Annotated in this window: 23 protein-coding genes; 1 reads left to right on the top strand and 22 read right to left on the bottom strand. The window is 47.1% G+C overall.

The genetic code is table 11. From position 1 onward, the window contains the following. Nucleotides 1-11: 11 nt before the first annotated feature. Nucleotides 12-1298 (bottom strand): Ig-like domain-containing domain, encoded by a 1287-nt coding sequence (locus tag EFBL_RS06660; RefSeq protein WP_096181363.1) that lies wholly within the window; start codon nucleotides 1296-1298, stop codon nucleotides 12-14. Nucleotides 1299-1412: 114 nt separating this feature from the next. Further along, on the bottom strand, nucleotides 1413-1940 hold the full coding sequence (locus tag EFBL_RS06655; RefSeq protein ID WP_207907626.1) for a HypE family hydrogenase expression/formation protein: 528 nt from the start codon (nucleotides 1938-1940) through the stop codon (nucleotides 1413-1415). Between the two features lie 141 nt (nucleotides 1941-2081). Here EFBL_RS06655 and EFBL_RS06650 point away from each other — a divergent pair, with 141 nt between their 5' ends. Continuing rightward, entirely contained in the window at nucleotides 2082-2804 is a 723-nt protein-coding gene (locus tag EFBL_RS06650; protein ID WP_096181361.1) for an urease accessory protein UreH domain-containing protein, read from the top strand. On the opposite strand, the gene EFBL_RS06645 is transcribed toward EFBL_RS06650, so the two are convergent. From EFBL_RS06645 to EFBL_RS06555, 20 genes are all read right to left on the bottom strand, one after another. Next, nucleotides 2744-3439: a YdbC family protein gene (locus tag EFBL_RS06645; RefSeq protein ID WP_096181360.1), complete on the bottom strand. Its 696-nt coding sequence runs from the start codon at nucleotides 3437-3439 to the stop codon at nucleotides 2744-2746. The genes EFBL_RS06650 and EFBL_RS06645 overlap by 61 nt on opposite strands. 11 nt (nucleotides 3440-3450) lie before the next feature. Next, nucleotides 3451-4290: a 1,4-dihydroxy-6-naphtoate synthase gene (locus EFBL_RS06640; RefSeq protein ID WP_096181359.1), complete on the bottom strand. Its 840-nt coding sequence runs from the start codon at nucleotides 4288-4290 to the stop codon at nucleotides 3451-3453. After that, the gene (locus EFBL_RS06635) at nucleotides 4287-4991 is read right to left on the bottom strand and encodes a futalosine hydrolase (RefSeq protein WP_207907625.1); all 705 of its coding nucleotides are present in this window, start codon (nucleotides 4989-4991) and stop codon (nucleotides 4287-4289) included. Before EFBL_RS06635 ends, EFBL_RS06640 begins: the two co-directional genes overlap by 4 nt. Nucleotides 4992-5147: 156 nt before the next feature. Further along, nucleotides 5148-5321 (bottom strand): hypothetical protein, encoded by a 174-nt coding sequence (locus EFBL_RS20470; RefSeq protein WP_165912751.1) that lies wholly within the window; start codon nucleotides 5319-5321, stop codon nucleotides 5148-5150. Between the two features lie 163 nt (nucleotides 5322-5484). Continuing rightward, on the bottom strand, nucleotides 5485-6348 hold the full coding sequence (gene fba, locus EFBL_RS06630; protein WP_096181358.1) for a class II fructose-1,6-bisphosphate aldolase: 864 nt from the start codon (nucleotides 6346-6348) through the stop codon (nucleotides 5485-5487). Nucleotides 6349-6365: 17 nt separating this feature from the next. After that, a complete protein-coding gene (locus tag EFBL_RS06625; RefSeq protein WP_096181357.1) occupies nucleotides 6366-7826 on the bottom strand; it encodes a CoA-acylating methylmalonate-semialdehyde dehydrogenase in 1461 nt (486 codons plus the stop codon). Between the two features lie 32 nt (nucleotides 7827-7858). Then, complete coding sequence (gene iolC / locus EFBL_RS06620; RefSeq protein ID WP_096181369.1) at nucleotides 7859-8869, bottom strand: 5-dehydro-2-deoxygluconokinase; 1011 nt, start codon at nucleotides 8867-8869, stop codon at nucleotides 7859-7861. Nucleotides 8870-8892: 23 nt separating this feature from the next. Beyond that, nucleotides 8893-9711 (bottom strand): 5-deoxy-glucuronate isomerase, encoded by an 819-nt coding sequence (iolB, locus tag EFBL_RS06615; RefSeq protein ID WP_096181356.1) that lies wholly within the window; start codon nucleotides 9709-9711, stop codon nucleotides 8893-8895. Nucleotides 9712-9726: 15 nt separating this feature from the next. Beyond that, nucleotides 9727-10656 (bottom strand): myo-inosose-2 dehydratase, encoded by a 930-nt coding sequence (gene iolE / locus EFBL_RS06610; protein WP_172899659.1) that lies wholly within the window; start codon nucleotides 10654-10656, stop codon nucleotides 9727-9729. 27 nt (nucleotides 10657-10683) lie between these two features. After that, nucleotides 10684-12618, bottom strand: a complete 1935-nt coding sequence (iolD, locus tag EFBL_RS06605; protein WP_096181354.1) for a 3D-(3,5/4)-trihydroxycyclohexane-1,2-dione acylhydrolase (decyclizing) — start codon at nucleotides 12616-12618, stop codon at nucleotides 10684-10686. Nucleotides 12619-12675: 57 nt separating this feature from the next. Further along, nucleotides 12676-13512 (bottom strand): sugar phosphate isomerase/epimerase family protein, encoded by an 837-nt coding sequence (locus EFBL_RS06600; RefSeq protein WP_096181353.1) that lies wholly within the window; start codon nucleotides 13510-13512, stop codon nucleotides 12676-12678. Nucleotides 13513-13534: 22 nt separating this feature from the next. Beyond that, on the bottom strand, nucleotides 13535-14530 hold the full coding sequence (locus EFBL_RS06595) for an ABC transporter permease (protein WP_096181352.1): 996 nt from the start codon (nucleotides 14528-14530) through the stop codon (nucleotides 13535-13537). Nucleotides 14531-14554: 24 nt separating this feature from the next. Continuing rightward, nucleotides 14555-16063, bottom strand: a complete 1509-nt coding sequence (locus EFBL_RS06590; protein ID WP_096181351.1) for a sugar ABC transporter ATP-binding protein — start codon at nucleotides 16061-16063, stop codon at nucleotides 14555-14557. A 95-nt stretch (nucleotides 16064-16158) separates the two neighbouring features. Beyond that, nucleotides 16159-17145 carry a sugar ABC transporter substrate-binding protein gene (locus EFBL_RS06585; RefSeq protein WP_096181350.1) on the bottom strand — a complete coding sequence of 329 codons (987 nt, stop codon included), beginning with the start codon at nucleotides 17143-17145 and terminating at the stop codon, nucleotides 16159-16161. A 102-nt stretch (nucleotides 17146-17247) separates the two neighbouring features. Next, on the bottom strand, nucleotides 17248-18375 hold the full coding sequence (locus tag EFBL_RS06580; protein WP_096181349.1) for a Gfo/Idh/MocA family protein: 1128 nt from the start codon (nucleotides 18373-18375) through the stop codon (nucleotides 17248-17250). Nucleotides 18376-18398: 23 nt separating this feature from the next. Then, on the bottom strand, nucleotides 18399-19577 hold the full coding sequence (locus EFBL_RS06575; protein ID WP_096181348.1) for a Gfo/Idh/MocA family protein: 1179 nt from the start codon (nucleotides 19575-19577) through the stop codon (nucleotides 18399-18401). A gap of 20 nt (nucleotides 19578-19597) precedes the next feature. Next, nucleotides 19598-20599, bottom strand: a complete 1002-nt coding sequence (locus tag EFBL_RS06570) for a Gfo/Idh/MocA family protein (RefSeq protein ID WP_096181347.1) — start codon at nucleotides 20597-20599, stop codon at nucleotides 19598-19600. A 223-nt stretch (nucleotides 20600-20822) separates the two neighbouring features. Next, complete coding sequence (locus EFBL_RS06565) at nucleotides 20823-21833, bottom strand: LacI family DNA-binding transcriptional regulator (protein ID WP_096181346.1); 1011 nt, start codon at nucleotides 21831-21833, stop codon at nucleotides 20823-20825. Nucleotides 21834-22213: 380 nt separating this feature from the next. After that, nucleotides 22214-22561 (bottom strand): hypothetical protein, encoded by a 348-nt coding sequence (locus EFBL_RS06560; RefSeq protein ID WP_096181345.1) that lies wholly within the window; start codon nucleotides 22559-22561, stop codon nucleotides 22214-22216. A gap of 250 nt (nucleotides 22562-22811) precedes the next feature. Further along, a complete protein-coding gene (locus EFBL_RS06555; RefSeq protein ID WP_096181344.1) occupies nucleotides 22812-23171 on the bottom strand; it encodes a hypothetical protein in 360 nt (119 codons plus the stop codon). Nucleotides 23172-23329: the final 158 nt, after the last annotated feature.

Genomic DNA, 23329 nt, shown 5'->3' with positions numbered 1-23329 from the left:
CCCTCCTGTTCCTATGGTACCAAATCCGCTGACCCCCGAAAAGAAAAAAGGCTCCACCCCGGTAAGGATGTGAGCTCCACCACCCATTTGCCGTCTTTATAAGCAGCATTGTATTGAATGACAAATGATGCTGCCCTGTTTCCTTGCAGAATTCCCTTTCCTCTTCTGGCCTCCACCGCGACAAGGTACCGGTTGTCCGACTGTTTCTCCTCTTTCATTGTCAAGAACAGAACATCGGTTGTCTCTTCAATCCTTCTTCCGGGCATCGCTTCTGCAGGCTTGAAGCCATCAGCCTGTGTGCCCGTCACAACTTCGGGATGGTAAGCCAGGGTGCCTTTTGCAAGCGTTTGGATCTCCATATCGTTCCACCCGGAAAAATGGGTTGTATCCAGTGCGATCACATCAGGAGAAACGGAATTCTGCGGCGGGCGGAAATAATGCTGCAGCACGGCCCGATACAAGTCGATCCTGTCGTTGGCCGCAGCCACCGTCGTAAAGGAAAACGTGTAACTTCTTCTTCCGGCCCTGGCCGTAACACTGACCTTCTTGCCGGGGAGAAACGTATCGGGCGTAAAGAACATGCCACCTGCGGACGCTCCTGTCACCCCACGAATCGGTGTCGGGTCATCCGCATAGCGCACACTCATCCCCATCCCGTTTCTTGCATCCACATCCCATTCCACTCGCACTGTATCATGGAGTGGAACGTTAACTGCCCCATTTGCCGGATAAGTAGATTTGACAAAGGTGGCGTCAATGTATCTATCAGCGCCATACCAGATGAGTCCAACCGAAACAAGGAATCCCAACGCAGATACTGTCTGTCTTCGGGTCAAACGCAAGGGGGATTGTTTGCTGGCCAAGACGCGAACAATTGAGAGGATCGCAAGGAGAGAAGAGAGTACAATCAACAGATGGGGAATCATCGGCAACAGACCGCCAACAGCAGCATTCTCGGACGGACCATCTGCGATGGGGTCCACCGAAAACAGGAACCAAGCTGCAATCGGTAAAACCTGAGCGAGCAAGAAGAGCAGCATCCCGATCAAAGCAGCAACAAATAACACTTTTTGCAGGGCTTGTTTGGCTCTCCGGGCCAAAATGGCCCCCACTATGCCAATGATACCGCCACCGGTTGCCCATAGTCCCCATAACGCAATCTCCCCTTCCCGGAGAGACCCGAGAACATTCCACGGCAAGCCCGGAATATAGAGCATGCCTGTTACAACGGAAAGAATCGACGTGATCAGGATCAATCGGAGCGTCCTGCGGGTTTGTTCATTCAAGTGAGCAGACATTTGGCAACTCTCCCGGAAATGCAAGAATGAATCTCTGGTTATCTCCAAATATAACACACAAAACCGCCCCAGCCATCAGCCAGGACGGTCAATTTGCACTGTATACTGAAAAAATCAGCAGATTCTGGGCAACGGGTCTCCCACCAACAAATCAATGACCCGGTTGCCGCCCATAAAGGTGCGCATCAGGACTTTCGCGGCAGGTTCCGTGGCGATTTCCCCAATAATGGCGGCAGATTCCCCGCCCGGCAGCTTCCGGAGTGTTTCCACTGCCCGCACCGCAGCTTCGGGACGGACAACCGCCAGCAGCTTTCCTTCATTTGCCACATACAGCGGGTCAATCCCCAAAATCTCACAAGCGCCGTGCACTTCCTGCCAGATCGGTATCCGTTCCTCTTCAAGCACGACCGCCATCCCGGTGGCTTCAGCAAGTTCGTTCAGGGTAGTGCCAATTGCGCCCCTGGTAGGATCCCGCATCCAGACCAGTTCCTCCGCCGCCGTTTCTTTCAGTGCGGTAACCATGGGGAGCAAGGAACAGGAATCGGATTCAATGTCGCCCTCAAGTTCCAGTTGACCCCGGGCAAGCAGAATCGCAACTCCATGGTCCCCGATCGTGCCCGAGCAGATAATCTTGATACACAAAAAATCGATATTTTCCCATTTTCATTGATGAATTTTTCAAAAAATTGGAGTTACAAAGTTCCATTGCGTCTAGTAAACTAAATGTGTATTCGTTTCTTTCGGCAGTTGAATCATACTCCCACTCCACTTTCGAGGTGCCTTATGGACTACAGTTTGCTATCCGTTTTGCTGTTTGGATTTGTACTGGGGATCAAGCACGCCATTGAACCAGATCATGTAATTGCGGTTTCCACGATTGCAAGCCACAGCAAGAGCTTGCTTCGGTCTACTTTCGCCGGTATTTTTTGGGGAATCGGACATTCCGTGACCTTGCTGCTGATTGGATTGGGGCTCATTCTTTTTAAGATCGAGCTTCCGGACTCGATTGCCATGTCCTTTGAATTTCTGGTGGGAATCATGTTGGTGGGCTTGGGAGTTTCCAGCATCCTTGCCATCAGGAAACAAAAATTTCATATTCATGAGCATGAACATGACGGACAGCTACACAAACATTTTCATTCCCATCAGCATGAAACAGGAAACAAGCATCTGCATGTAGACGTATCCTATTTCAAGTCCATGTTGATCGGCCTGGTGCACGGACTTGCCGGAAGCGCGGCCATGGTGCTGCTGACCATGTCCTCAGTGAGCAGCGCATGGGAAGGAGTGCTTTACATTCTTCTGTTTGGTGCGGGGACCATCCTGGGCATGATGCTGTTTACCACACTCATTGGATTTCCGTTCGTGTTGAGCGCAAAGAAAATTGGAATCAACACCCTGCTCACCCAATTCACCGCTGCTGTCAGCATCGCCTATGGTTGTTTTTACATGTACAATCTGGGAATTACGGAAGGGCTCTTTGCGATTTGGTTGGGTGCGTTGTAGAAACAAAACTCCTTGGCAAGGTGCCAGGGAGTTTTGTGAATTTTGCTTCGATTCACTGGATTACCCTCCATCTTTCTTCTAACAGGATCATTCTGCTTTGAATGGAATGGATGTCTTTCTTCACTACGTCTTCCCACATGGTTGCGACTAAGTATCTGTCCGCAGCTCCAATCTCTTTGCTGACAATCCCAGATAACATTCCACAAGCTTTCTTCGTATTCAGGTTCCAATATTTCTTCTTGTACTCGAATAAAATGGTCTTCATGATCATCATTGAATATTGTATCAGCCACTTTAAGGATCTTCCCTTTCTGCAAGGAAGCTTGAATGCTATCAACGTTTTCGGGAATATTAAAGAGTCCTTCAGACAAAGAAACAGTTATCGATGAATAAGTCTGTTGTTGCCCATTTTTGTGAAAGATTTGATCATGTTCTTTATCCATAAAGAGTCGATAGGATTCCAGATCTCGCCACAACGCTAAGATACAGGCATCTGTTTTGTCTCTTTGATCCCAACCGCCAATTTGACCAATAAAACCCCGAACACCTTTTAATGAGCTCCATTCTTCTTGAGACGATGAAAACTTTTCTTTTTTATCGTCTGGAACTTTGCAAACAATCCATTTAAGAATCATGATTTCTCCCTTTACCGCAGCGACGACAGATCCAGTTTCGGTACTAACCCTTCTTGCGAGGCCCGGCTTAGCAGGGCGGTTACCGCCGCATACCCTTCCTCGCCCAAATTCGCGGTGAACTTATTCACGTACAAGTCAATGTGCGCTTGTGCTACCTCAGGGGACATTTCTTGGGCGTGGTGCAGCACGTACTCCCGCGAGACATCCGGGTTTGCCCACGCGTACTCGACCGATGCGCGAATCCAACCGGCGATCGCGTCCAGATCCAGTGACCGGTGGGCAATGATCGCTCCCAACGGAATCGGCAGACTCGTTTCGGCCTCCCACCAACTGCCCAAATCGGTCAATAAGACTAACCCGTACGAAGGATAAGTGAAGCGTGCCTCGTGGATCACCAACCCGGCATCAACCACGCCATCGCGCACCGCCGGCATGATCTTGTGAAAAGGCATAATAACAATCTCGCCCACGCCCCCCGGCACCTGCTGGGCGGCCCATAGCCGGAACAGTAAATAGGCGGTCGACCGCTCACTGGGTACCGCCACCCGCCGACCGGCCAACGCTGCCGGATCCTTGGTACCGGCCACATTGCTTGTTGTCAGTACCAGCGGCCCGCAGCCTCTGCCCAACGCCCCGCCGCATGGCAGCAGTGCGTACTCGGACAGCACCCACGGAAGAGCCGCATACGAGATTTTAAGCACTTCCGGTCCATTGGAGCTAACGGCCATATAGTTCGTGACATCGATGTCCGCGTAAGTCACGTCAAGCTTGGGCGCACCGGGCAGCAGCCCGTGTACCCATGCGTGAAAAACAAAAGTGTCGTTGGGGCAAGGAGAGAAGGCAATTTTCATCTTAGCACCTCCAATAATATTGAGCTTGCTGCTTCAAGCGCTTCAAGAGCCTCTCCAATACGCCAAGCGGCGCGGTCACGCGGACCGACCGGGTTTGAGATGGCACGGATCTCCAGAATTGGCAAGCCGTGATCGAGGGCTGCAATAGCCACGCCATAGCCTTCCATCGCCTCGGCGGTCGCTCCCGGTACCCGCGCAGCGCGTTCAGAGGCGGTCGCCGTCTTACCTGTCACGGTCGATACGGTGAGCACCGGGCCGACATTGACCGGCAGCCCGGCTGCACGCAGTGCCTCCGTCACCCGGGTCAACAGATCAGCGTCGACCCGTACGCGGGTGGAGCCAAAGCCCAGCTCGTCCAAGCTGAGGAATCCCTCCGGGGTCTGTGCTCCCAAGTCGGCCGCAACAATCTCGCTCGCTACCACCAGGGACCCCACTTCCGCCCGACCGGCAAAACCTCCTCCAATGCCCGCACTCACTACCAGACCGTACTTGGCAGCTGCCAACGCCTTTGCCGTACTGGCTGCGGCAGCCGCGGGCCCAACGCCTGCCACCCGGACGTCGAACCTACTGGCGCCGCGAAGCCCCCGCAATATCGCATCCCGCTCGGCCGGAACAGAGGCCATCACAAGTACGCGCATTCCCGGTTCCAGCTGTCCCGAGTTGGAAACATCAGGTGTTTCCGCGTATAAATCATCATTCATGGTTGATTTCTCCTTTGTTCCGTTACCCGGCCTGACACGGTAGAAATGTGCGCCGCCAAGTTCTTGCTCCTTACACAAAGTTATCTTGATCCCGGCCCATTGTAAAGGGCTGCACTGTTAAGTGACACAAGCAGTTTCGCCTATCTCTGCTTCGTACTATCCTGATAAAAGCGAAGTGGGCAATCCCCAAATCCCTTGCTCCCATAAGCTTGGATCCGCATTAAAATCCCTTACAAATTGATTCCATTGATAGGTCTTTTCTTCTGCTGTCGGTAATTGATTATGATACTCCTGTCCTTCATAAATCTTGATCAGATCAGCTACTGTCATCTGATAATCCCCACCGGACGAATATGATCCTTCATTTCATCACCTGTTTAATAGATAATGTCGCACTCTTCTTCGAGCTTCCATTCACTGTAGAATCGCTTTAAAATGAATGATTCAAAATATGGAGATAAAATGGGAACGTATCCCCGACATGTTCGTGGAATTAGGATTTTCCCGAAGATCCAAATTCACGCATTTTCCTCTTCACAGTATCCTTGACCGCTTCCCTTGCGATCCCTAAATATTTTCGAGGATCATATTGCTTCGGATTTTCTTCCAATGCAAGGCGAATCGCCCCGGTATATGCCGTCTGATTCTCGGTATTCACGTTGATTTTGGCTGTACCCAAAGAGATGGCTCTCTTGATATCATGGGTCGGAAGACCTGTACCACCATGCAATACAAGTGGAATACCCGTCAATTTTTGAATTTCTTCCATACGAGAGAATCCAAGCCTGGGTTCTCCTTTATACGGACCATGGACTGATCCTAAAGCCGGAGCCAAACAATCAACACCGGTCTCACGAACAAGACGTTCACACTCTTCCGGAATTGCGTACATCGCATCGGCTTCATCCACTATCAAGTCATCTTCTTGTCCCCCAATTCGGCCCAATTCCGCTTCCACTGAAACGCCTAAAGCATGAGCCGCTTCCACCACTTTCTTAGTCTGTGCAATATTCACTTCCAGTGGATAATGGGATGCATCAATCATCACGGAAGTAAATCCTGCATAGATCGCTTGTAAACACTGTTCGAACGATGAGCCGTGGTCCAGGTGCAGGGCTACCGGAACGGTGATTTGATATTCCTCCATAAGCGCCCTTACCATCGATGCAGCCAGTTTTAGTCCTCCCAAATGAGGAATATACCCTGGACTTACGGCGAGAATGACAGGCGACTTCTCCTCCTGGGCAGCCTGCAAAATGGCTTGTGCGAACTCGAGATTGTTGAGATTGAAATGCCCTACGGCATATTTTTCTTGTAACGCTTTGTTTAACATTTCTTTAAGTGAAACCAAAGGCATGATCAAATTGTTCTCCTTTACCAACGAGCCGTTACCATTTTCTTGCGCGTATAGAACTCTACACCATCCATACCGTTGGCATGGAGGTCTCCGTAGAAGGAATTTTTCCATCCGGAGAAGGGGAAGAAGGCCATCGGGGCAGGCACACCCAAGTTGACCCCTAACATGCCAGCATCAATTTCTTCCCGGAATTTACGTACGTTGCTGCCATTTTGCGTATAAATGCAAGCTCCGTTGGCGAATGCGGATTGGTTCGTTACCTCTATCGCTTCATCCAAGGAGTTGACACGTACGACGGATAATACGGGAGCAAAAATTTCCTCTTTCCAAATGGTCATATCCGTGGTTACATGATCGAAAATCGTAGGACCGACAAAATATCCTTGCCGGCTGGCCGCTTCATCCTGGCGTCCGTCACGAACCAATTGGGCCCCTTCTTTTTCTCCGATTTCGATATATTTTTCTGTTCTGGCTTTGTGCGAATCGCGGATCACCGGACCCAAAAAGACTCCTTCCTCCAATCCGTTTCCAATCTTGATCTCATTGGCTGCCAGAACCAATTTTTCAATGAATGGTTCTGCAACCTCTCCAACAGTAACAACAACGGATGCAGCCATACATCTTTCACCGGCTGAACCGTAAGCGGCATTCATAATTTCTTTAACTGCCAAATTCAAGTCTGCATCCGGCATCACGATGGAATGATTTTTAGCGCCTGCTAAAGCTTGAACCCGTTTTCCATGGGTAGCCGCTGTTTTATAAACATATTCAGCTACCGGTTGGGAACCAACGAAAGAGATCGCTTTGACAGCGGGATGTTCCAATAATCCGTTTACGACATCGTGAGCACCATGGACGATATTCAGAACCCCATCCGGTAATCCCGCTTCTTTAAACAGTTCAGCCAGACGATTCGCCAATAATGGAGTACGCTCTGAAGGCTTTAGCACGAAAGTATTTCCGCAAGCAATGGCTAGCGGGAACATCCAGCAAGGTACCATCATCGGGAAGTTGAAAGGAGTAATCCCTCCTACCACTCCTACCGGATAACGGTACATTCCGGATTCCATGTTTGTGGCAATATCTGGTAGCTGCCTTCCCATCATTAACGAAGGTGCACCGGCTGCAAACTCCACGCATTCAATCCCGCGCTGAACTTCGCCGTATGCCTCATTGTAGCTTTTTCCGTTCTCCAAGGTAACTAAGCGAGCCAGCTCCTCCCACTGTTCTACTAATAATTGCTGATATTTAAATAATATGCGCGCTCTACGAGGAACAGCTGTTCTGCTCCAAGTTTTAAACGCTTCCTTTGCTGCCTCTACCGCACGATCCAAATCCTTGCGGTTGGAGATCGGTACATAAGCTAACGTCTCGCCAGTGGCTGGATTGGGGACCATGTCGGTTTTGCCGGAAGTGGACTCCACCCATTGACCGCCGATAAAGTTTTTTAGAGTTTGTACGCTGGTTGTTGTTGTCATCACGATTTCTCCTTTCAAGGCGGGTCTATTTTTTATTTCGCTACGAATTCTCCGTTTTTGCACTTTTGAATATAGCTGTCAATTTGTTCTACTGTCGGCATGGCGTCGGAGCAGCTATGGCTGGAAATGACAATGGAAGCTGCTGCAGCGCCGTATTCCATTGATCTGGAAATCTCCCATCCTTGCATCAGTCCGTATATAAAGCCAGCCGCATAGGAATCTCCCGCACCAAATGTCTTGATCACATTAGCCGGAAAGGTCGTTCCCTTAAAACTTTCTCCCTCTTTGGTGTAAGCAATGGAACCGTCTTTCCCGTGTTTGATCACCACAATCTTGGCATGATAGCCAAACCATTTTTTGGCTGTAAAATAATCATCATGGTCGGTATTCTGTTCAAAGCATTCCATCCTATCGAATTCTTCTCTTGTTCCGATAATGACATCGCACTTCTCAGCCGCGAGGTTGTAATACACCGCAGTCTCCTCTGGTGAAGTCCACGTGTAGGGTCTGTAGTCGAGATCGAAGAAGACTGCCACATCATGCTTCCTGGCATAATCGAGGGCTAAAAATACGGCTTCCCGGGATGGGCTTTTTGCTAAGGCTGTTCCCGAAATCAAAAGAGCCTTTGCGTTTTTGATATATTCTTCGCTGACATCTCTTGGTTCCAGCTTTAAGTCTGCTGCATTATCCCGATACATGAGGATGCTGCAATCGGCCGGGCTTTTGATTTCGGTAAAAGCAAGCCCAGTTACGCTTCCTGATTTGTCGGTAATCACACTGGTTGTATCAATCTGATTTTTTTCCAGATAGCCCACAATAAATCGACCCATTTGATCATCCGCCACCCGGCCGATAAACCCTGTTTTCATCCCTAAGCGGGACATTCCGATTGTAATGTTGGCAGGAGATCCCCCCACATACTTTGTGAACGTCACCGTTTCTTCCATTGGACGATTGATTTCATTCGCGTTCAAATCGATGCACAGACGTCCGATTGCGATAAAATCCATTTGTTTTCGGCTGTCAAAGGTCAAATTATTCATCATATTTTCCCCTCCTTCCGCGACTATTTTGCTGCCAGTTTACTTTCCATCACCCACTCATGATGGGGATCATTATGAAACTTCCACGTACGAACCGGCCCCGCCATGACGTTCAGGTAGTAGACTTCATATCCGGGTGGTGCCGAAACAGGGTGGTAGCCTTTGGGAACCAATACCGCATCGCCATTTTTGACGATCAACGTCTCATCCAGGGAACGGTCATCCGTGTATACTCTTTGTACGGCGAACCCATGCCCGGGATTGATTTTGTGATAATACGTTTCCTCCAAATAAGATTCATCCGGCAGATTATCCTGGTCGTGTTTGTGCGGAGGATAGCTGGACCAGTTTCCTTCCGGCGTAAAGACTTCTACTACCAAAAGGCTATCCGCCGGTTTTTGTTCCGGCAGAATGTTGTGAATCTTTCTTTCGATGTTTCCCGCTCCCCTGGTCTCAACGCCAACTTCTTCAGGGGCGATTAGTCGAGCGGGGTACGTACCCTTCCCTGGAGCTAAACAGATCGCCAATTCCAAATCCGTTACGGCCTCTACTTCATATGAATCTCCAGATGGGATATAGACGGAGTAAGGGGGGATTTTTTCGAAAACATTCATGCGTTGTCCGACGGTTTCCCACTTTGCATGATTGGAGGTGATATGAGCTTTGCCTGTCAAAAGAACGAGACAAACTTCCTGATCGCCGGTTTCCTTTTTCAAGGTTTGCCCTTTCTGCAGGGCATACACCTCGAACCCTACATACCTCCAACCAGCGGATTCCGGGGTCACACTCAACACTTTGCCTTCTTCATCCGGTCTGAGACTGGGGACTATCAAATCACTCATGAATCTCCCACCTTCCTATCTTTGATTCATAGCCTTGATTGACATGATGGTAGCATTAATATATTCCATCGCCATTTGCGCGTATTTGTAAGGATGGGCTACAGCGGGATCCTGTTCCGCTTCTACAATGATCCAGCCATTGTAGTTTCTTTCAAGTAATTCCCTAAAGATAGGGACAAAATCAATACACCCATCTCCAGGTACAGTAAACAGTCCTTTCAGCACAGCACTACGGAAATCGATATTCTCCTTCCTGACATGCTCTAGAACTTCACGCCGGACATCTTTCAGATGGACATATTGAATCCGGTCACGATATTTTTTGAAGAGCTCCAGCGGATCATAACCTCCATATAGAGCATGACCTGTATCGTACAATAAATGCACTAAATTAGGGTCGGTTACCTCCATTAAACGGTCGATCTCTCCAGCGGTTTCGACGACAGTCCCGGCATGGAAATGATAGACCAACAGCATACCGTTTTCCTGGCATATGTTTGCTGCCCGATGCAGCCCCTCGACCAGCGATTCCCATTCTTTATCCGTCAGCTTTTGAATCTTCATATCTTCAGGGGAACGTCGGGGATCCCAGTGCATAGAGCCGCCCATTTCACACACAATCACATACTCGCAGCCCATCTCCTTCAGGTATTTGACCCATTCGCTAAAGGATTGAAGCTCCTCTTCCAGGCGATCCGCATCCGAAAACAATGTTCCCACAAATTTGCTCGCAAGCTGTATCCCGTGCTCTTCCAATTTGGCCTTCAGAGTCGGAGGATCTTGCATGAAAAGGCGCCCCATTTCGGTGGAAATATACCCAAGAGCAGACATTTCGGATAAGACCTGATCTTGTGTATAGTGGTCGCCAAGACCAGGAATATCATCATTGACCCAACTGATCGGAGCGATTCCGATCCGGAAGTGATTGGTTTGTGTCTGATTCATTGTCATTCTGCACACCTCGATTTTGGATTAATATTTTCTTGCTTTTTTCAGGTTGTTTTCCTTATTCAGATAAGCCTCTTTTATTTTGGGATTAATCGAAGTGCCTGCAATGCCAACATGCCACCATGATTCGTAACCGTTGGTCATCGTCTTGGGAAGGACTTTAATGTCGATCAACGTAGACACGGTTTGCTTTTTTGCATCCTCAATGGCTCCCTGGAGCTCTTCAAGAGTGTTAACCTTATAGGTTTTCACACCATATCCTGCAGCGCTTTGGGCGAAATCAATTTTCATTAAGCCACCATCCAAGCGGCCGGTTTCAGGGTTTCGATAGCGGAATTCCGTTCCGAAGCTGCCCATTCCATTCCCCATTTGCAAATTGTTGATGCACCCAAATGCGGCGTTATCAAATAGCAGCACATTGATTTTTTTACCTTCCTGGATGCTGGTCACCAATTCGGAATGCAGCATAAGATAGCTTCCATCACCCACCATAGCGTAGACCTCTTTGTCCGGTTCAGCGATTTTTACACCAAGAGCTCCGGATATTTCATATCCCATGCAGGAATATCCGTATTCCATATGGTAGGTGTTTGGTCGACGGGATTCCCACATTCTTTGCAAATCTCCAGGCAGGCTTCCCGAAGCTCCGACGATAATGGCATCTTCATCTATCAGTTGATTCACTTGGCCAATCACTTCCGTTTGCGTTAAGCACGAGCCGAATTTTTCATAGAACTCGGGCAACACTTCATCAAGATGACCGGCCACCTCAGGTTTGAATCCTTCGTCTTTGTATCGAACTTGATATAAACGGTTAAGTTCTGCTTTCCATGCATCTTTGGCTGATTCAATTTCATGCGTGTATCCTGAACGGTACCCTGTCTTTTCCAATTCAATTTCCAAAGCGAGAAGGGCTAATTTCGCGTCAGCCACAATCTTTACCGCATCCAGCTTATACGCGTGGTATTCGGAAACGTTGATGGTTAAGAAATCCACTTCAGAATTTTGGAACAGTTGCTTGGAAGCCGTGGTAAAGTCTGAATATCTGGTACCAACCCCGATCACTAAATCGGCCTCTTTCGCAATGAGGTTCGCTGCAAGGTTTCCGGTTACTCCGATCCCGCCCAGATTGTATGCGTGGGTGCTCTCAATCGCACTTTTGCCGGCTTGGGTTTCACCAAAAGGGATGTTGAACTTCTCAGCAAAACGTTTTAACGAGTCGGCTGCTTCGGAGTAACGAACCCCCCCGCCGCATATGATGACTGGCTTTTTCTTTCCTTTTATCAACTCCACCGCATCTTTCAGATCCGAGGCGGTAGGTACGCGGCGTTCAATCCGGTGCACACGTTTTTTGAAGAAATACTCAGGAAAGTCATACACTTCTCCTTGTACATCTTGGGGAAGGGCGATTGTCACCGCACCTGTATCGGCAGGATCAGTCAAAACACGCATGGCATTGATCATGGCGGTCATCAATTGCTCCGGACGGCTTACCCGATCCCAATATTTGCTGACAGCTCGGAATGCATCATTGGTAGTTACCGTCAAATCATGGTAGTGCTCAATTTGCTGGAGAACGGGATCCGGTTGTCTTGTGGCAAACGTATCCCCCGGAAGCAATAAAACCGGAATGTTGTTGGCAGAAGCTGTCGCTGCGGCTGTAACCATATTGGCGGCTCCCGGACCAACAGAGGACGTGCATGCCATGATCTGCTTACGGTGCTTTTGCTTCCCGAATGCTACCGCTGCATGAGCCATTCCTTGCTCATTTCTTCCTTGGTAAACCTCAAGCTCTCCCGGATCTTCTTCCAACGCTTGGCCAAGACCCAGTACATTCCCATGACCAAAAATCGTGAAGATCCCTTTTACAAATTTCTCCTGTTTTCCATCAAATTCCACATACTGCTGATTCAAAAATTTAATTAACGCTTGAGCCGTAGTGAATCTCATCGTTTTCATAATGTTCGTTTCCCACCTTCTTTTCGGTGTTAAGCGCTTTACTTACTGTTTAAAAAATTATTCTACGTCAAAATATTTGCTTACCACGTTCTCTGTTGTTTCTTTTCCCACTTTTATCGTTCTTTCGATATCCCATTCCCAATATTCCGGCCTGAATAATTCAATTGACACCATTTCCTGATAACCAATCTCTTTTAATGTACTTAAGATTAACTCCAGGTCAATTGCTCCTTCTCCGGGCCATACCCTGTGATGATCCCTTAATGCCCCAACAGGCAAATCTTCACAGTCATCAATATGAAACACAAAAATCTTATTTGGATCTGCGTTCTGCAGGTCCTTGATATTTGAGTTCAAGGCGTGGAAGTGAAAGCAATCCAGGACGATTCCTACATTATCCCTGTTCACTTCTTTTACAATTTCATACGCTTGGCCAAACGTATTGATCGAACAGTTCGGATATCCACAAAACTCTAAGGCTAATTTCACGCCATAGGGTTGTGCCAGTTTTGCAAGCTCATTTAGAACTCTTGCAGTTTCTTCTTTTATCTGAGATTTGGTGTAGTCTCCAATGTCAAAGGTTGGGACAACAATAATTTTTTTACAATCAATTCCTTCGCCGATATTGCACAGGAATTTTAAATCCTCAATAATTTGTCGATACCCGGCTTCATCTCTGAAATTGATAAACTCCAATGCATTAAAAGCATATGGCTTGATTCTGTTGGTTTCGAAGAAGGATTTCAGATCCTCCACCGTGTTATCCAATAAAAACTCCTTCAATTTATCCAGTCTGATTTCAATTAATTCATATCCGTATTTTTCACAAAGCTCCAGATCCTTCTTGAGTGTGGAGTGTTTCATCGTCGTCGCTTGATTGAATGCTATTTTCATATAACTGCCCAACCTATTCTTTTTAGGATTTTTTGTTTTTCCGGGAATCAATAAAAACAGCCACAGTGATAATAATCCCTTTTAATATCTGCTGCCAGTACGAGGACACATTCAGCAAATCCAGACCATTATTCATCACGCCAATGATCAGTGCGCCAATGACCGTTCCGCCAATCGTGCCGATCCCGCCGGAAAGACTGGTTCCGCCAATAACAGCGGCCGCAATCGCATCCAACTCATACATCATTCCCGCCGTAGGCTGACCGGAAGCGATACGGGACGTCAGAATGATTCCGGCAATCGCGGAAAGCAAGCCTGCATAACCGTAAATCATGATTTTGTACTTATCCACATTTACCCCGGCAATGATAGCGGCCTGTTCGTTACCACCGATGGCGTAAATATATTTTCCGAATTTCGTTTTATTCAGGATGATATAAGAAACAACCCCTACGAAAGCAAAGATCAGAATCGGCACAGGAATGCCGAACAAATTCCCTTGGCCGATGAACTTGAAGGAATCCGATAAATTACCGATCGGTTTTCCGCCAGTGTACAGCAACGCTGCGCCTCTGGCTGCGGTCATCATCCCTAAGGTGACAATAAAGGGAGCGATTTTTCCTTTAGCAATGATGGTTCCGTTAATAACCCCGGTCAGCAATCCCAAACCCAGTCCTGCCAAAAGCGCAACAGCCAGCGGATAACTGTCCGGATGAGACATACTTGCCACCACAACCGACACAAGCGCGATGACGGAGCCGGAAGAAAGATCGATCCCTGTCGTAATAATAATCATGGTAACGCCAATAGCTACAATTCCTACCACCGACATTTGTCTGACAATATTAAGCAAATTCACCGATGTGAAAAAAGTGGGAGACAAAATGGACATTAAGATGATCAGCGCAATCAAAATCAACAGCATTCCATAACGGCTAAGGAAAGAACCCATTCTGGCTTTAAACAGGTTATCCTGCTTATTCGGTTTCTGTTCATTAGCCACCATCAATTCATTCATTTATGTCATCCTCCAATACGTTATCTAATGGGTGACCAAATCACCGGTCGCCATCTTCAATATTTTCTCTTGCGTGGCTTCAGAGCCTGAAAGCTCACCCATCTTTTTGCCTTCATGCATGACCACAATGCGATCGCTGAGTCCGAGGATTTCCGGCATTTCGGAAGAGATGACGACAATCGCTTTTCCCCTCTTCGCCAGGTCAAAGATGAGGTTATAAATTTCGGATTTAGCCCCCACATCAATCCCTCTTGTCGGCTCATCCAAAAACAGGATGTCCGGGTTGCGCAGCAGCCATCTGGAAATCAAAGCTTTTTGCTGATTGCCGCCGCTCAAAAATTTAACCGGCTGCTGCAAATTGGGGGTTTTAATCGATAATTGACTTATTTGTTGACTGCAATCGGCCGCTATTTGCTTTTGGTTCAAAAAGCCGGCCTTCAGATATTCGTCGATGTTTACGGTAATCATGTTGTCCTGAACCGACAGGGGGAGAAACAGCCCGGTTAATTTCCTGTCCTCTGTCAATAAACCCATTCCATATTTAATAGCATCCCTCGGTGAAGAAATGACTTTTTTTTCGCCATTCACATAGATTTCGCCACTATCATACGGAGTGATCCCGAATATACTCTCCAATATTTCCGTTCGCCCGGAACCCATGAGTCCGGCGAAGCCCAAGATTTCGCCTTTTCTAAGGTCAAAACTTACATCTTCGAACTTCCCTTTTTTTGATAAGTTTCGTACCGATAACACCACATCTTTAATTTCTTTCGGAGGTTTGTTAAAGATTTGGTTTAATTCCCTGCCGACCATCATCTCAATCAACTTTTCTTTGGTGAGTTCGCTGGTCGATTTGGTCCCCACATATTGTCCGTCACGCAGAACTGTGACTTCGTCCGTAATTTTCCAAAGCTCTTCCATTTTATGAGTAATATAAATAATAGAAACGCCGTCTTTTTTCAGGGAGTGTATAATTTTAAACAAATGATTGACTTCTTTTTCCGTAATGGCGGATGTCGGTTCATCCATAATGATTAACTTGGAATTGTACGAAATCGCCTTTGCGATCTCGACCATTTGCGTGTTCGCGATGCTAAGCTCCGACATCCTGGCCCTGGGATCGATTTGAATGTCCAGTCGTTCAAACAATTTTCTGGTGTTAGCTTCAAGCTCCTTGCTTTTTACCCAACCTCCGGAGATTGGATAGCTGGGCTCTCTGCCCAAGAATATGTTTTCGGCTACTGTCATATGAGGCACCGGGCTAAGCTCCTGATGAATCATCGATATTCCTTTGGAAAGCGCATTGCTGATATTGGAAAGCTGCAGCGTTTCACCATCGAATGTAATGCTGCCTTGATCCGGCCGATAAATCCCGATTACTACTTTCATCAGAGTGGACTTTCCGGCGCCGTTTTCCCCCATTAATGCATGTACCGTACCCCTGCGCACCTTGAGCTGCACGTTGTCCAAGGCCCTCACACCGGAGAATTCCTTTGTGATATTCTCCATTTCCAGGATGTAATCTTTACTCATTGTGATTCCCTCATTTTTAATAGAATGTCTGTTGGTTGTGAAAGGACACATCGTAACGAAGTGTCCTTTCACGTTGACCTTTTCCTGCTTACAAATTACTTACTCCATTTCTTGACATACTCTTCCACGTTGTCTTTTGTTACCAGCTCGAATGGAATGTAAACGAATTTTTCGACTCTTTCGCCTCTTGCCGCTTTAACGGCTGTTTCCAAACCGCCCTTGCCTTGACCGGCCGCATTTTGGAATACGGTTACCTGGAGCTTGCCGGACTTTACAAATTCCAACGCATCCGGTGTAGCATCAATCCCGGCAAACAGGATGTCCTTTTGTTTTCCTGCCGCCTCTGCCGCCATAATCGCGCCAATCGCCATTTCATCATTGTTGGATACGACAGCATCAATTTTTTGGCCGGAGTTCAACCAGTTCTCCATCAAGGCCATACCTTTTGCCCGATCCCAAGATCCCGTCCCTTCCAACACCACTTTCATGTCCGGGTACTTGCTGATGACTTGTTTATTTCCTTCTGTCCGTTTGATTTGCGCTTCATGCCCCATCTGTCCGTTCATAATGGCGATATTTCCCTTACCTTTAAGCAATTTCGCCACTTCTTCCATTTCGATAATTCCTGATTTGATGGACTCCGATCCAACATAAGAAGTCGCTTTGTCTACGCCATCAAACATTCTGTTCACGACGACAATTGGAATGTTTGCTTTATTGGCCCGAGCAACGATGTCCACTGCGGAAACCGTGTCGACCGGAACGATTACAATCGCATTCACTTTTTGCGAAATGAAGGTTTCGACTTGGGCCAACTGTTTGTTGGCGTCATTCTGTGCGTCAACGTAAGTTACATCAACGTCTTGCAGGGTTTTCTGATATTGCTTCATACCGTCCTGCAAGTAGCTCAACCACTTGTCGCTAAAGTCAGGAAGAGCCGCGCCAATGACGATCTTTTTGCCTTTGTCACCGGAACCGGTCCCTGTATTGCCCGATGGGGTCGATCCACCGGAGCAAGCGGAGAGGATCACTGCAAAACACATCAAGCACAAAAACAGTACCAGACTTCTTTTTGCTTTCATGGACTATTTCCCCCTTAATGAAATAGTAAAGCGGCAAACTGTCTTCCAAACGGTTGTTACAAAACACATCCCGTCTTCGTTTTATTCACCTCCTCGTAAAATTTACAGGACATCCACCCATCTTTTCTCGGCAGCAGACATAAGAATTGCGCTTATCGTCCGATCGATTTTCCAGCCGAAATTGAAATCGCATACATAGTCCGTTCCTTTGGTTATCGCAGATAGCAATTGATTGACTTCTAGAATTTTTATGTCATTGAAACCGATTGCAATTCCAGACGCGGGGTTCAAAGCGCTGAAACCCGCATGATCGGGTCCCAGAAACACTTTCCGAAATCCCCGATCCCGACTTTCGTCCGAGGTGAAGTACACATGCACTTCGTTCAAACTTTCCAAAGAATAGTAAACCGAGCCTAACGTGCCTTGAATTTCATAAGAAAGATAATTTTTTCGACCTGCCGCTATCCTGCTTGTTCCAAACGTACCGATCGCACCGTTTTCATACTCTGCCGTAATCACGATCAGGTCATCATTTTCAACGTCCACCAACTCGGATGAACCGGCTTGCTTTTGCCGCTTCTCGATGACGATCTTGGACAACGCATTGACTCTCTTGATATCCCCAAGGATGACCTGGGAGACGCTGAAAAGATGCGAGCCCAAATCACCGAGAGCGCCGCTGCCGGAATACTTGTTAATGTGCCGCCACGTAATCGGAAGCAAAGCATCCAGAAGCATATCCTGATCGTACGTTCCCGAAAATCTCACGATCGTTCCCAGCTTGCCTGAGGCAACAAGCTCTCTAATGTAAGCGGTTGCCGGGTTCATAACATTGTTGTAGCCGACATAATTGACTACACCCTTTTGCTTGGCCAACTCGGCGAGTTCTTTCGATTGTTCTGCAGAGAGGGTCAGCGGCTTTTCACAGTACACATGTTTGTCGTGCTCCAGCGCTGCCTTGGCCACTTCATAGTGAAAAGCGTTCGGCGTGGCGATATCGACAACATCGACATTGGGGTCGGCCACGACCTCCTTCCAATTGTCCGTATACCTGGCGTAGCCAAGCTGCCGGCTTGCCTGTTTGACCAAATCCATATTCACGTCGGCAACCACTTCAAACACCGGTTTTCCAAATTCCGACCCAAAGAGGAGTTGGGCGTTTACAAATGCATTTGTATGCGCTTTCCCCATCCACCCTGCTCCAACAAGGCCAATTCTGACTTCAGCCATGGTTTTCATCTCCTTAACATCACCTATTTATTTAAAACGTCGGCAATCTTTATCCATGTTCCGGTTTGAACGGATTTCTCTACAGCTTCCAACACCGCTTGATTGCGTACACCATCTTCAAAGTTCGGCTGCGGACTGCGGCCCTTGGCGATACCGTTCATCATTTCCACCATCAAGTTGATAAAAGTATGTTCATAGCCGATAATATGTGCGGGCGGCCAATACGCTCCGGCAAATGGATGCTCCACTTCGGTGCAATTGATCGTGCGGAATCCCTGCAGGCCCGGTTCGTCATCCGCAAAATACACCTGAAGGTTGTTCATATTTTCCATATCCCAACGAATCGAGCCCTTTTCACCGTTAATCTCAAAACGGTTGCCCGCTCGGTTCCCCCGACAGAAGCGGCTCACTTCAAATACACCCAGTGCGCCGTTCTCAAACCGGGCCAAAAACGCAGATGCATCATCGACGTCGACCGTGCCCATTTCACTGCTAACCGCACGGCTTCTTAAATTGATATCCATTTCGGTGCCGAGCGGACGCTGCTTGACGAACGTCTCCATCATGCCGACCACTTCGCTGAACTCTCCGACCAGGAAACGCGCCAAGTCGATACTATGGGCTCCAAGATCACCGTGGGTGCCTGAACCCGATACTTCCTTGCGAAGCCGCCATATGAGCGGAAAATTGGGGTCCATCAACCAATCCTGCAAAAACGTTGCTCGGAAATGAAATATTTTACCAAGGCGACCTTCTTCAACCAGCTTTTTCGCAAATTGGACCGCAGGCGCAAACCGGTAGTTGTGGCAAACCATGTGTATGATTCCCGACTTCTCAGCTGCGGTGAGCATTCTCTTGGAATCTTCCAGGGTTAAGGCCAGCGGTTTTTCGCAAATGACGTGCTTCCCCGCTTCCGCAGCCGCAATTGCGATTTCCGCATGCGTATTGTTTGGCGTGACGATATCGATCACATCGATATCCTCACGTTCGATGAGACGGCGCCAATCGGTCTCATATGACGCCCATCCCATCTTTTCCGCTGCTGCCTTGACCCCTGGCTCATCGCGACCTGCGATCGCCTGCAAAACGGGAACCACTTCCGTATCAAAGTAAAACGGTACGTCCCTGAGGGCATGACTGTGAGCTTTGCCCATGAACTTGTAGCCCACCATGCCCACTCGGACTTTCTTCGTTTTTCCCATTCCTTCCACCTGACCTTCCGTTATTGCTGCACGCTTTGGCGAAAATCGATCTGTTTTCCAGTTCTTGCGCTTTCATAAATCGCATCCAACAAGCGAGTTGACAAGTATCCGTCTTCAGCCGTTACAGGCGGCTTCGTCCCGTTGAGAATGGCGTCGATGAAAAGCCGGTCCTCTTCCACATAACCCCACTTGTGATCCACCGGCACTTGATAGAAATCGCTGATCTGAGCTGGCTGATTCAACCCCGGCGCATACATCACTTTATCCAATTCCTGCGTAGCCACGGTCGAATACTTGCCGTAAACTTCCAAACTTTCGAACGGGACGCTCCAGCCCGCATGCGCGTAGGTGACGAAGTTCGCAATGGTTCCGGATTCAAAGGTAAGCAAGATCCCGAAGGTATCAATTTCATTATCGGAAAGATTTTGTCTGCCCTCACATTTAACCGTCTGGACTTCACCGAACAAGTACCGGCTCATATCCATCAGATGGAACGGCGTTTCATAAAGAAATCCTCCGGTAAACTCCGGGTGTGCTGTCCAAGGCGGATTCAACAGCTCTCCCCGGTTCATCTTGATGTTAGCCAGGAAAGGAGTGAGTTCGCCCGATACGATCAACTCTTTTATTTTTTTATAGACGTAAGCATACCGTCTGTTCATGCCAAGATTGTATATGGCCTTTGATTTGGCTGCCGCATCCTTAATTTTCTCCGCATCCGCCAGAGAGGTGGCCATTGGCTTTTCGCAGAATACATTCACATTGTTCTCCAGACATTTCAACACAGGCTCCACATGCACGGTGTTCGGTGTAGTGACATAAACCGCGTCAACCCCGAGCTCAAATAAATCCTCCAGCGTGTGGACCGGCTTCGCTTTTCCCGCCTCGTTGGCCAGAGCCGCAGCTCTTTCTTCGGCAATATCGGCTACGCCGACAATTTTCACCCGCTCATCTCTTTTCAGGATCGAGGTGTGTACCTTAGCAATCCCGCCTGCTCCCAATATTCCAATTTTGACTTCAGACATCTTATTACTCCCCTTCTTCCATTTTTAATGTATGCTCATAAAAAGAAAGCGTTTTCATAAAAAGCGTTGATATAATCATATAAATTACAATATTGCAAATATTCAATTTATATTAAATGTATCGATTTCTATTTTTGTATTTGTATATAAACCCCATATTAAGCGCTTAATTTTTGCTGCATCTAGGCTTCAAATTAAGCGCTTAATTTTTACCGCAGTTATTCTAAATCTTATTTTTCAATCGACAAACACCGGTCGATTTCCGGATAATAAGCTGCGGCAACATTACAAGCCGTTGTTTTGTTGTACTTTTCCCTTCGATCTCTTCTATGAGAAAATCGACCACCTGAGAGCACATATCCTGGATCGGCTGTCCAACTGTTGTTAAAGAAGGGTCAGTGCTCTTAGATAAAACGCTATTGTCAAATCCAACGACCGAAAGATCATCAGGAATACTTAATTTTCTTTCACGTGCGGCATGAAGGACACAAATCGCCAATTTATCATTGGCGGCAAATATCGCGGTTGGCGGATCTGAAGCATCGAGCAACTCCCCCGCAACACGTTCCGCATCTTCCGAACTCGAATCACTTGTCACAATCATGTCTTCATAAATCGCAAGCCCTTTATCCTGCAGCGCCTGCTTATATCCACGGATACGTTCCTGACTACTGTTGGCATCTTCTGCAATAACTGCAATTTTTTCATGACCCAGTGATATTAGGTGGGAAGCTACTTCATACCCCCCGATGAAATCATCGACTTTTACGCTGCTAACCGATAAAGAAGGGTAAGATTCAGTAAGAAGCACAACCGGAACGTGTTCCTCAAGCAATTCTTTAATAACTTCCACATTTTTAAAACTACCGGCTAAAATAAACCCATCCACACTCTTTTGCCGTAATAACGAAACGTAGAGCGCCTCTTTTTCCGAATCAAAATCGGTACTACAGATCACAAGGTTAAAGCCTCGTTCATGCGCCCGATCTTCTACTCTGCGTGCCATCTCTGCAACGAAAGGGTTTGCCAAATCGGGTAAGAGGAAGCCTATCGTAGATGTTGGTTTGCCTGCTAAGGCTGATGCAAGGACACTTGGCTTATAATTAAGTTCTTTCATCACTTTTAAAACTTTTTCTTTGGATTTCTTTCCGACATGCAGATTATTAATCACCTTTGAAACAGTAGCTATTGAAACACCTGCTCCTTTTGCTACGTCATAGATGGTCGGTTTCATAGATCTACTCCTTCTTTCCACAATGCACTTCATACATTAACTTGAACTTGCTACCGTCATAAAGATCGCCTTTAGTAGCAACTGTCTACCCAGATGATTAAATTATCTGAACATTAAGCGCTTAACATTTCAGACGACCTAAAGCTCTTTACACACCGATATTATATAACCTGTTTACAAGATTTTCAATAGTTTAATTGGGGGAAATTTTTTGATGATTCAAGCCTCCCAGGCACGTCCCAATTGCCATAGGAAACCCTAAACCACCAAAGCAAATAACGCTTCAGCGTCTCTTAATTCAAGCAGCTTAAGCGAAATCTCCTCATCAATTTGAAACGAAAACATTTGAGCCACCCCCGGTTATCATAATGAGTCCCATTTCATGCCCATGCGTACTGGTACAACCCATAATACAAAGGTGTAAGGAGAAGCAAGCTAAAAACTCTAAGTGCGAGAGGCAATTCTCCTTCATCTTCAACAAGGTGTTGAACAAAGAAAAAAGCAAAGATCACATCCCACAACAAGCCCCCAATAAACACAACCTTCCAAACTATCGGTGTAAAAATTTGTATCTTGGTAATGTAGCCAAACAACCCTATCCAAGTTATAACAGATGTTAGAAAGTCCAGCTTGGCAACGGTTGTCTTAAACATGCCCTTTAGAAACATCCCAATAGCAGCGGTGCCAAGTATTCCTAAGTAAACGATCCACCAGAAGTTCTCAAACACGTGTGCTTCCTCATCTCTGAAAAAATTTGCTTTGTTATTATAGAACCACGTTTTGGGCTATCCATCAATCTAAAGGATTCCGATGGGTGACGGAGAAATATAAAACAAGGAGCTAATCCAATTTCAGTACATCCCAAATTATACCTTCAGTTCCTTGTTTCACTTGCTTCTGGATGATTTGCTTGTATTTAGGATTTGACCCAAGCAAAGCTCGTTATAGATAACTGTTTTCACCAACACAAGATAATGATCAATCTTCAAACTCTACAAATTCATCTGGATTGATTTGGATAAACTCGCTAATAAGTTTCAAGGTTGCTGGTGAGATATCGAGAAAATTTATGTAGAGACGATTTACATACTCAAATAGCTCTGAATCATCAGCGAGTTCCTGTGGAGTTACCTCACTCGATTGAAAATCTCCTTGCCGATTCCGTGTTTGTAGAAATTTTTCCATCTCCTCAAGAATCTGTAGCATGGCATCGGCCTGAAAAACTTCTAATCCAGTTTTAACTTCACCCCAAGTAGATGGTTCCGCAAGCAAATAGGAAATCCAACTGTAAAACTCATCAAGAGAATGAGACGCATGATCAAACAATACCCGGAACATAAAAAGGGCCCGTTGGCCATGAGTTAACTGGTTGTATACCTGAGACTTAACTTCGGGACTTTTACCTCTCATTGACGGTAAATTCGGAACCGACAATGACGGGGGCTAATTTGTTTTGTCACTGACATGGCGGTGGCGTTTCCTATTCGGATTTTTCA

It is taken from the genome of Effusibacillus lacus (genome assembly GCF_002335525.1).
GTDB classification, from domain to species: Bacteria; Bacillota; Bacilli; order Tumebacillales; family Effusibacillaceae; genus Effusibacillus; species Effusibacillus lacus.
The sequence above is the reverse complement of the archived record's forward strand: the minus strand, read 5'-3'. Positions and strand labels throughout refer to the sequence as shown.

Excerpts from the sequence above, each read along its gene's own strand:
- EFBL_RS06660 (WP_096181363.1), bottom strand. The coding sequence starts at position 1,298 with ATGTCTGCTCACTTGAATGAACAAACCCGCAGGACGCTCCGATTGATC.
- EFBL_RS06650 (WP_096181361.1), top strand. The coding sequence starts at position 2,082 with ATGGACTACAGTTTGCTATCCGTTTTGCTGTTTGGATTTGTACTGGGG.
- EFBL_RS06645 (WP_096181360.1), bottom strand. The coding sequence starts at position 3,439 with ATGATTCTTAAATGGATTGTTTGCAAAGTTCCAGACGATAAAAAAGAA.
- EFBL_RS06640 (WP_096181359.1), bottom strand. The coding sequence starts at position 4,290 with ATGAAAATTGCCTTCTCTCCTTGCCCCAACGACACTTTTGTTTTTCAC.
- EFBL_RS06635 (WP_207907625.1), bottom strand. The coding sequence starts at position 4,991 with ATGAATGATGATTTATACGCGGAAACACCTGATGTTTCCAACTCGGGA.
- EFBL_RS20470 (WP_165912751.1), bottom strand. The coding sequence starts at position 5,321 with ATGACAGTAGCTGATCTGATCAAGATTTATGAAGGACAGGAGTATCAT.
- fba (WP_096181358.1), bottom strand. The coding sequence starts at position 6,348 with ATGCCTTTGGTTTCACTTAAAGAAATGTTAAACAAAGCGTTACAAGAA.
- EFBL_RS06625 (WP_096181357.1), bottom strand. The coding sequence starts at position 7,826 with ATGACAACAACAACCAGCGTACAAACTCTAAAAAACTTTATCGGCGGT.
- iolC (WP_096181369.1), bottom strand. The coding sequence starts at position 8,869 with ATGAATAATTTGACCTTTGACAGCCGAAAACAAATGGATTTTATCGCA.
- iolB (WP_096181356.1), bottom strand. The coding sequence starts at position 9,711 with ATGAGTGATTTGATAGTCCCCAGTCTCAGACCGGATGAAGAAGGCAAA.
- iolE (WP_172899659.1), bottom strand. The coding sequence starts at position 10,656 with ATGAATCAGACACAAACCAATCACTTCCGGATCGGAATCGCTCCGATC.
- iolD (WP_096181354.1), bottom strand. The coding sequence starts at position 12,618 with ATGAAAACGATGAGATTCACTACGGCTCAAGCGTTAATTAAATTTTTG.
- EFBL_RS06600 (WP_096181353.1), bottom strand. The coding sequence starts at position 13,512 with ATGAAAATAGCATTCAATCAAGCGACGACGATGAAACACTCCACACTC.
- EFBL_RS06595 (WP_096181352.1), bottom strand. The coding sequence starts at position 14,530 with ATGAATGAATTGATGGTGGCTAATGAACAGAAACCGAATAAGCAGGAT.
- EFBL_RS06590 (WP_096181351.1), bottom strand. The coding sequence starts at position 16,063 with ATGAGTAAAGATTACATCCTGGAAATGGAGAATATCACAAAGGAATTC.
- EFBL_RS06585 (WP_096181350.1), bottom strand. The coding sequence starts at position 17,145 with ATGAAAGCAAAAAGAAGTCTGGTACTGTTTTTGTGCTTGATGTGTTTT.
- EFBL_RS06580 (WP_096181349.1), bottom strand. The coding sequence starts at position 18,375 with ATGGCTGAAGTCAGAATTGGCCTTGTTGGAGCAGGGTGGATGGGGAAA.
- EFBL_RS06575 (WP_096181348.1), bottom strand. The coding sequence starts at position 19,577 with ATGGGAAAAACGAAGAAAGTCCGAGTGGGCATGGTGGGCTACAAGTTC.
- EFBL_RS06570 (WP_096181347.1), bottom strand. The coding sequence starts at position 20,599 with ATGTCTGAAGTCAAAATTGGAATATTGGGAGCAGGCGGGATTGCTAAG.
- EFBL_RS06565 (WP_096181346.1), bottom strand. The coding sequence starts at position 21,833 with ATGAAACCGACCATCTATGACGTAGCAAAAGGAGCAGGTGTTTCAATA.
- EFBL_RS06555 (WP_096181344.1), bottom strand. The coding sequence starts at position 23,171 with ATGTTCCGGGTATTGTTTGATCATGCGTCTCATTCTCTTGATGAGTTT.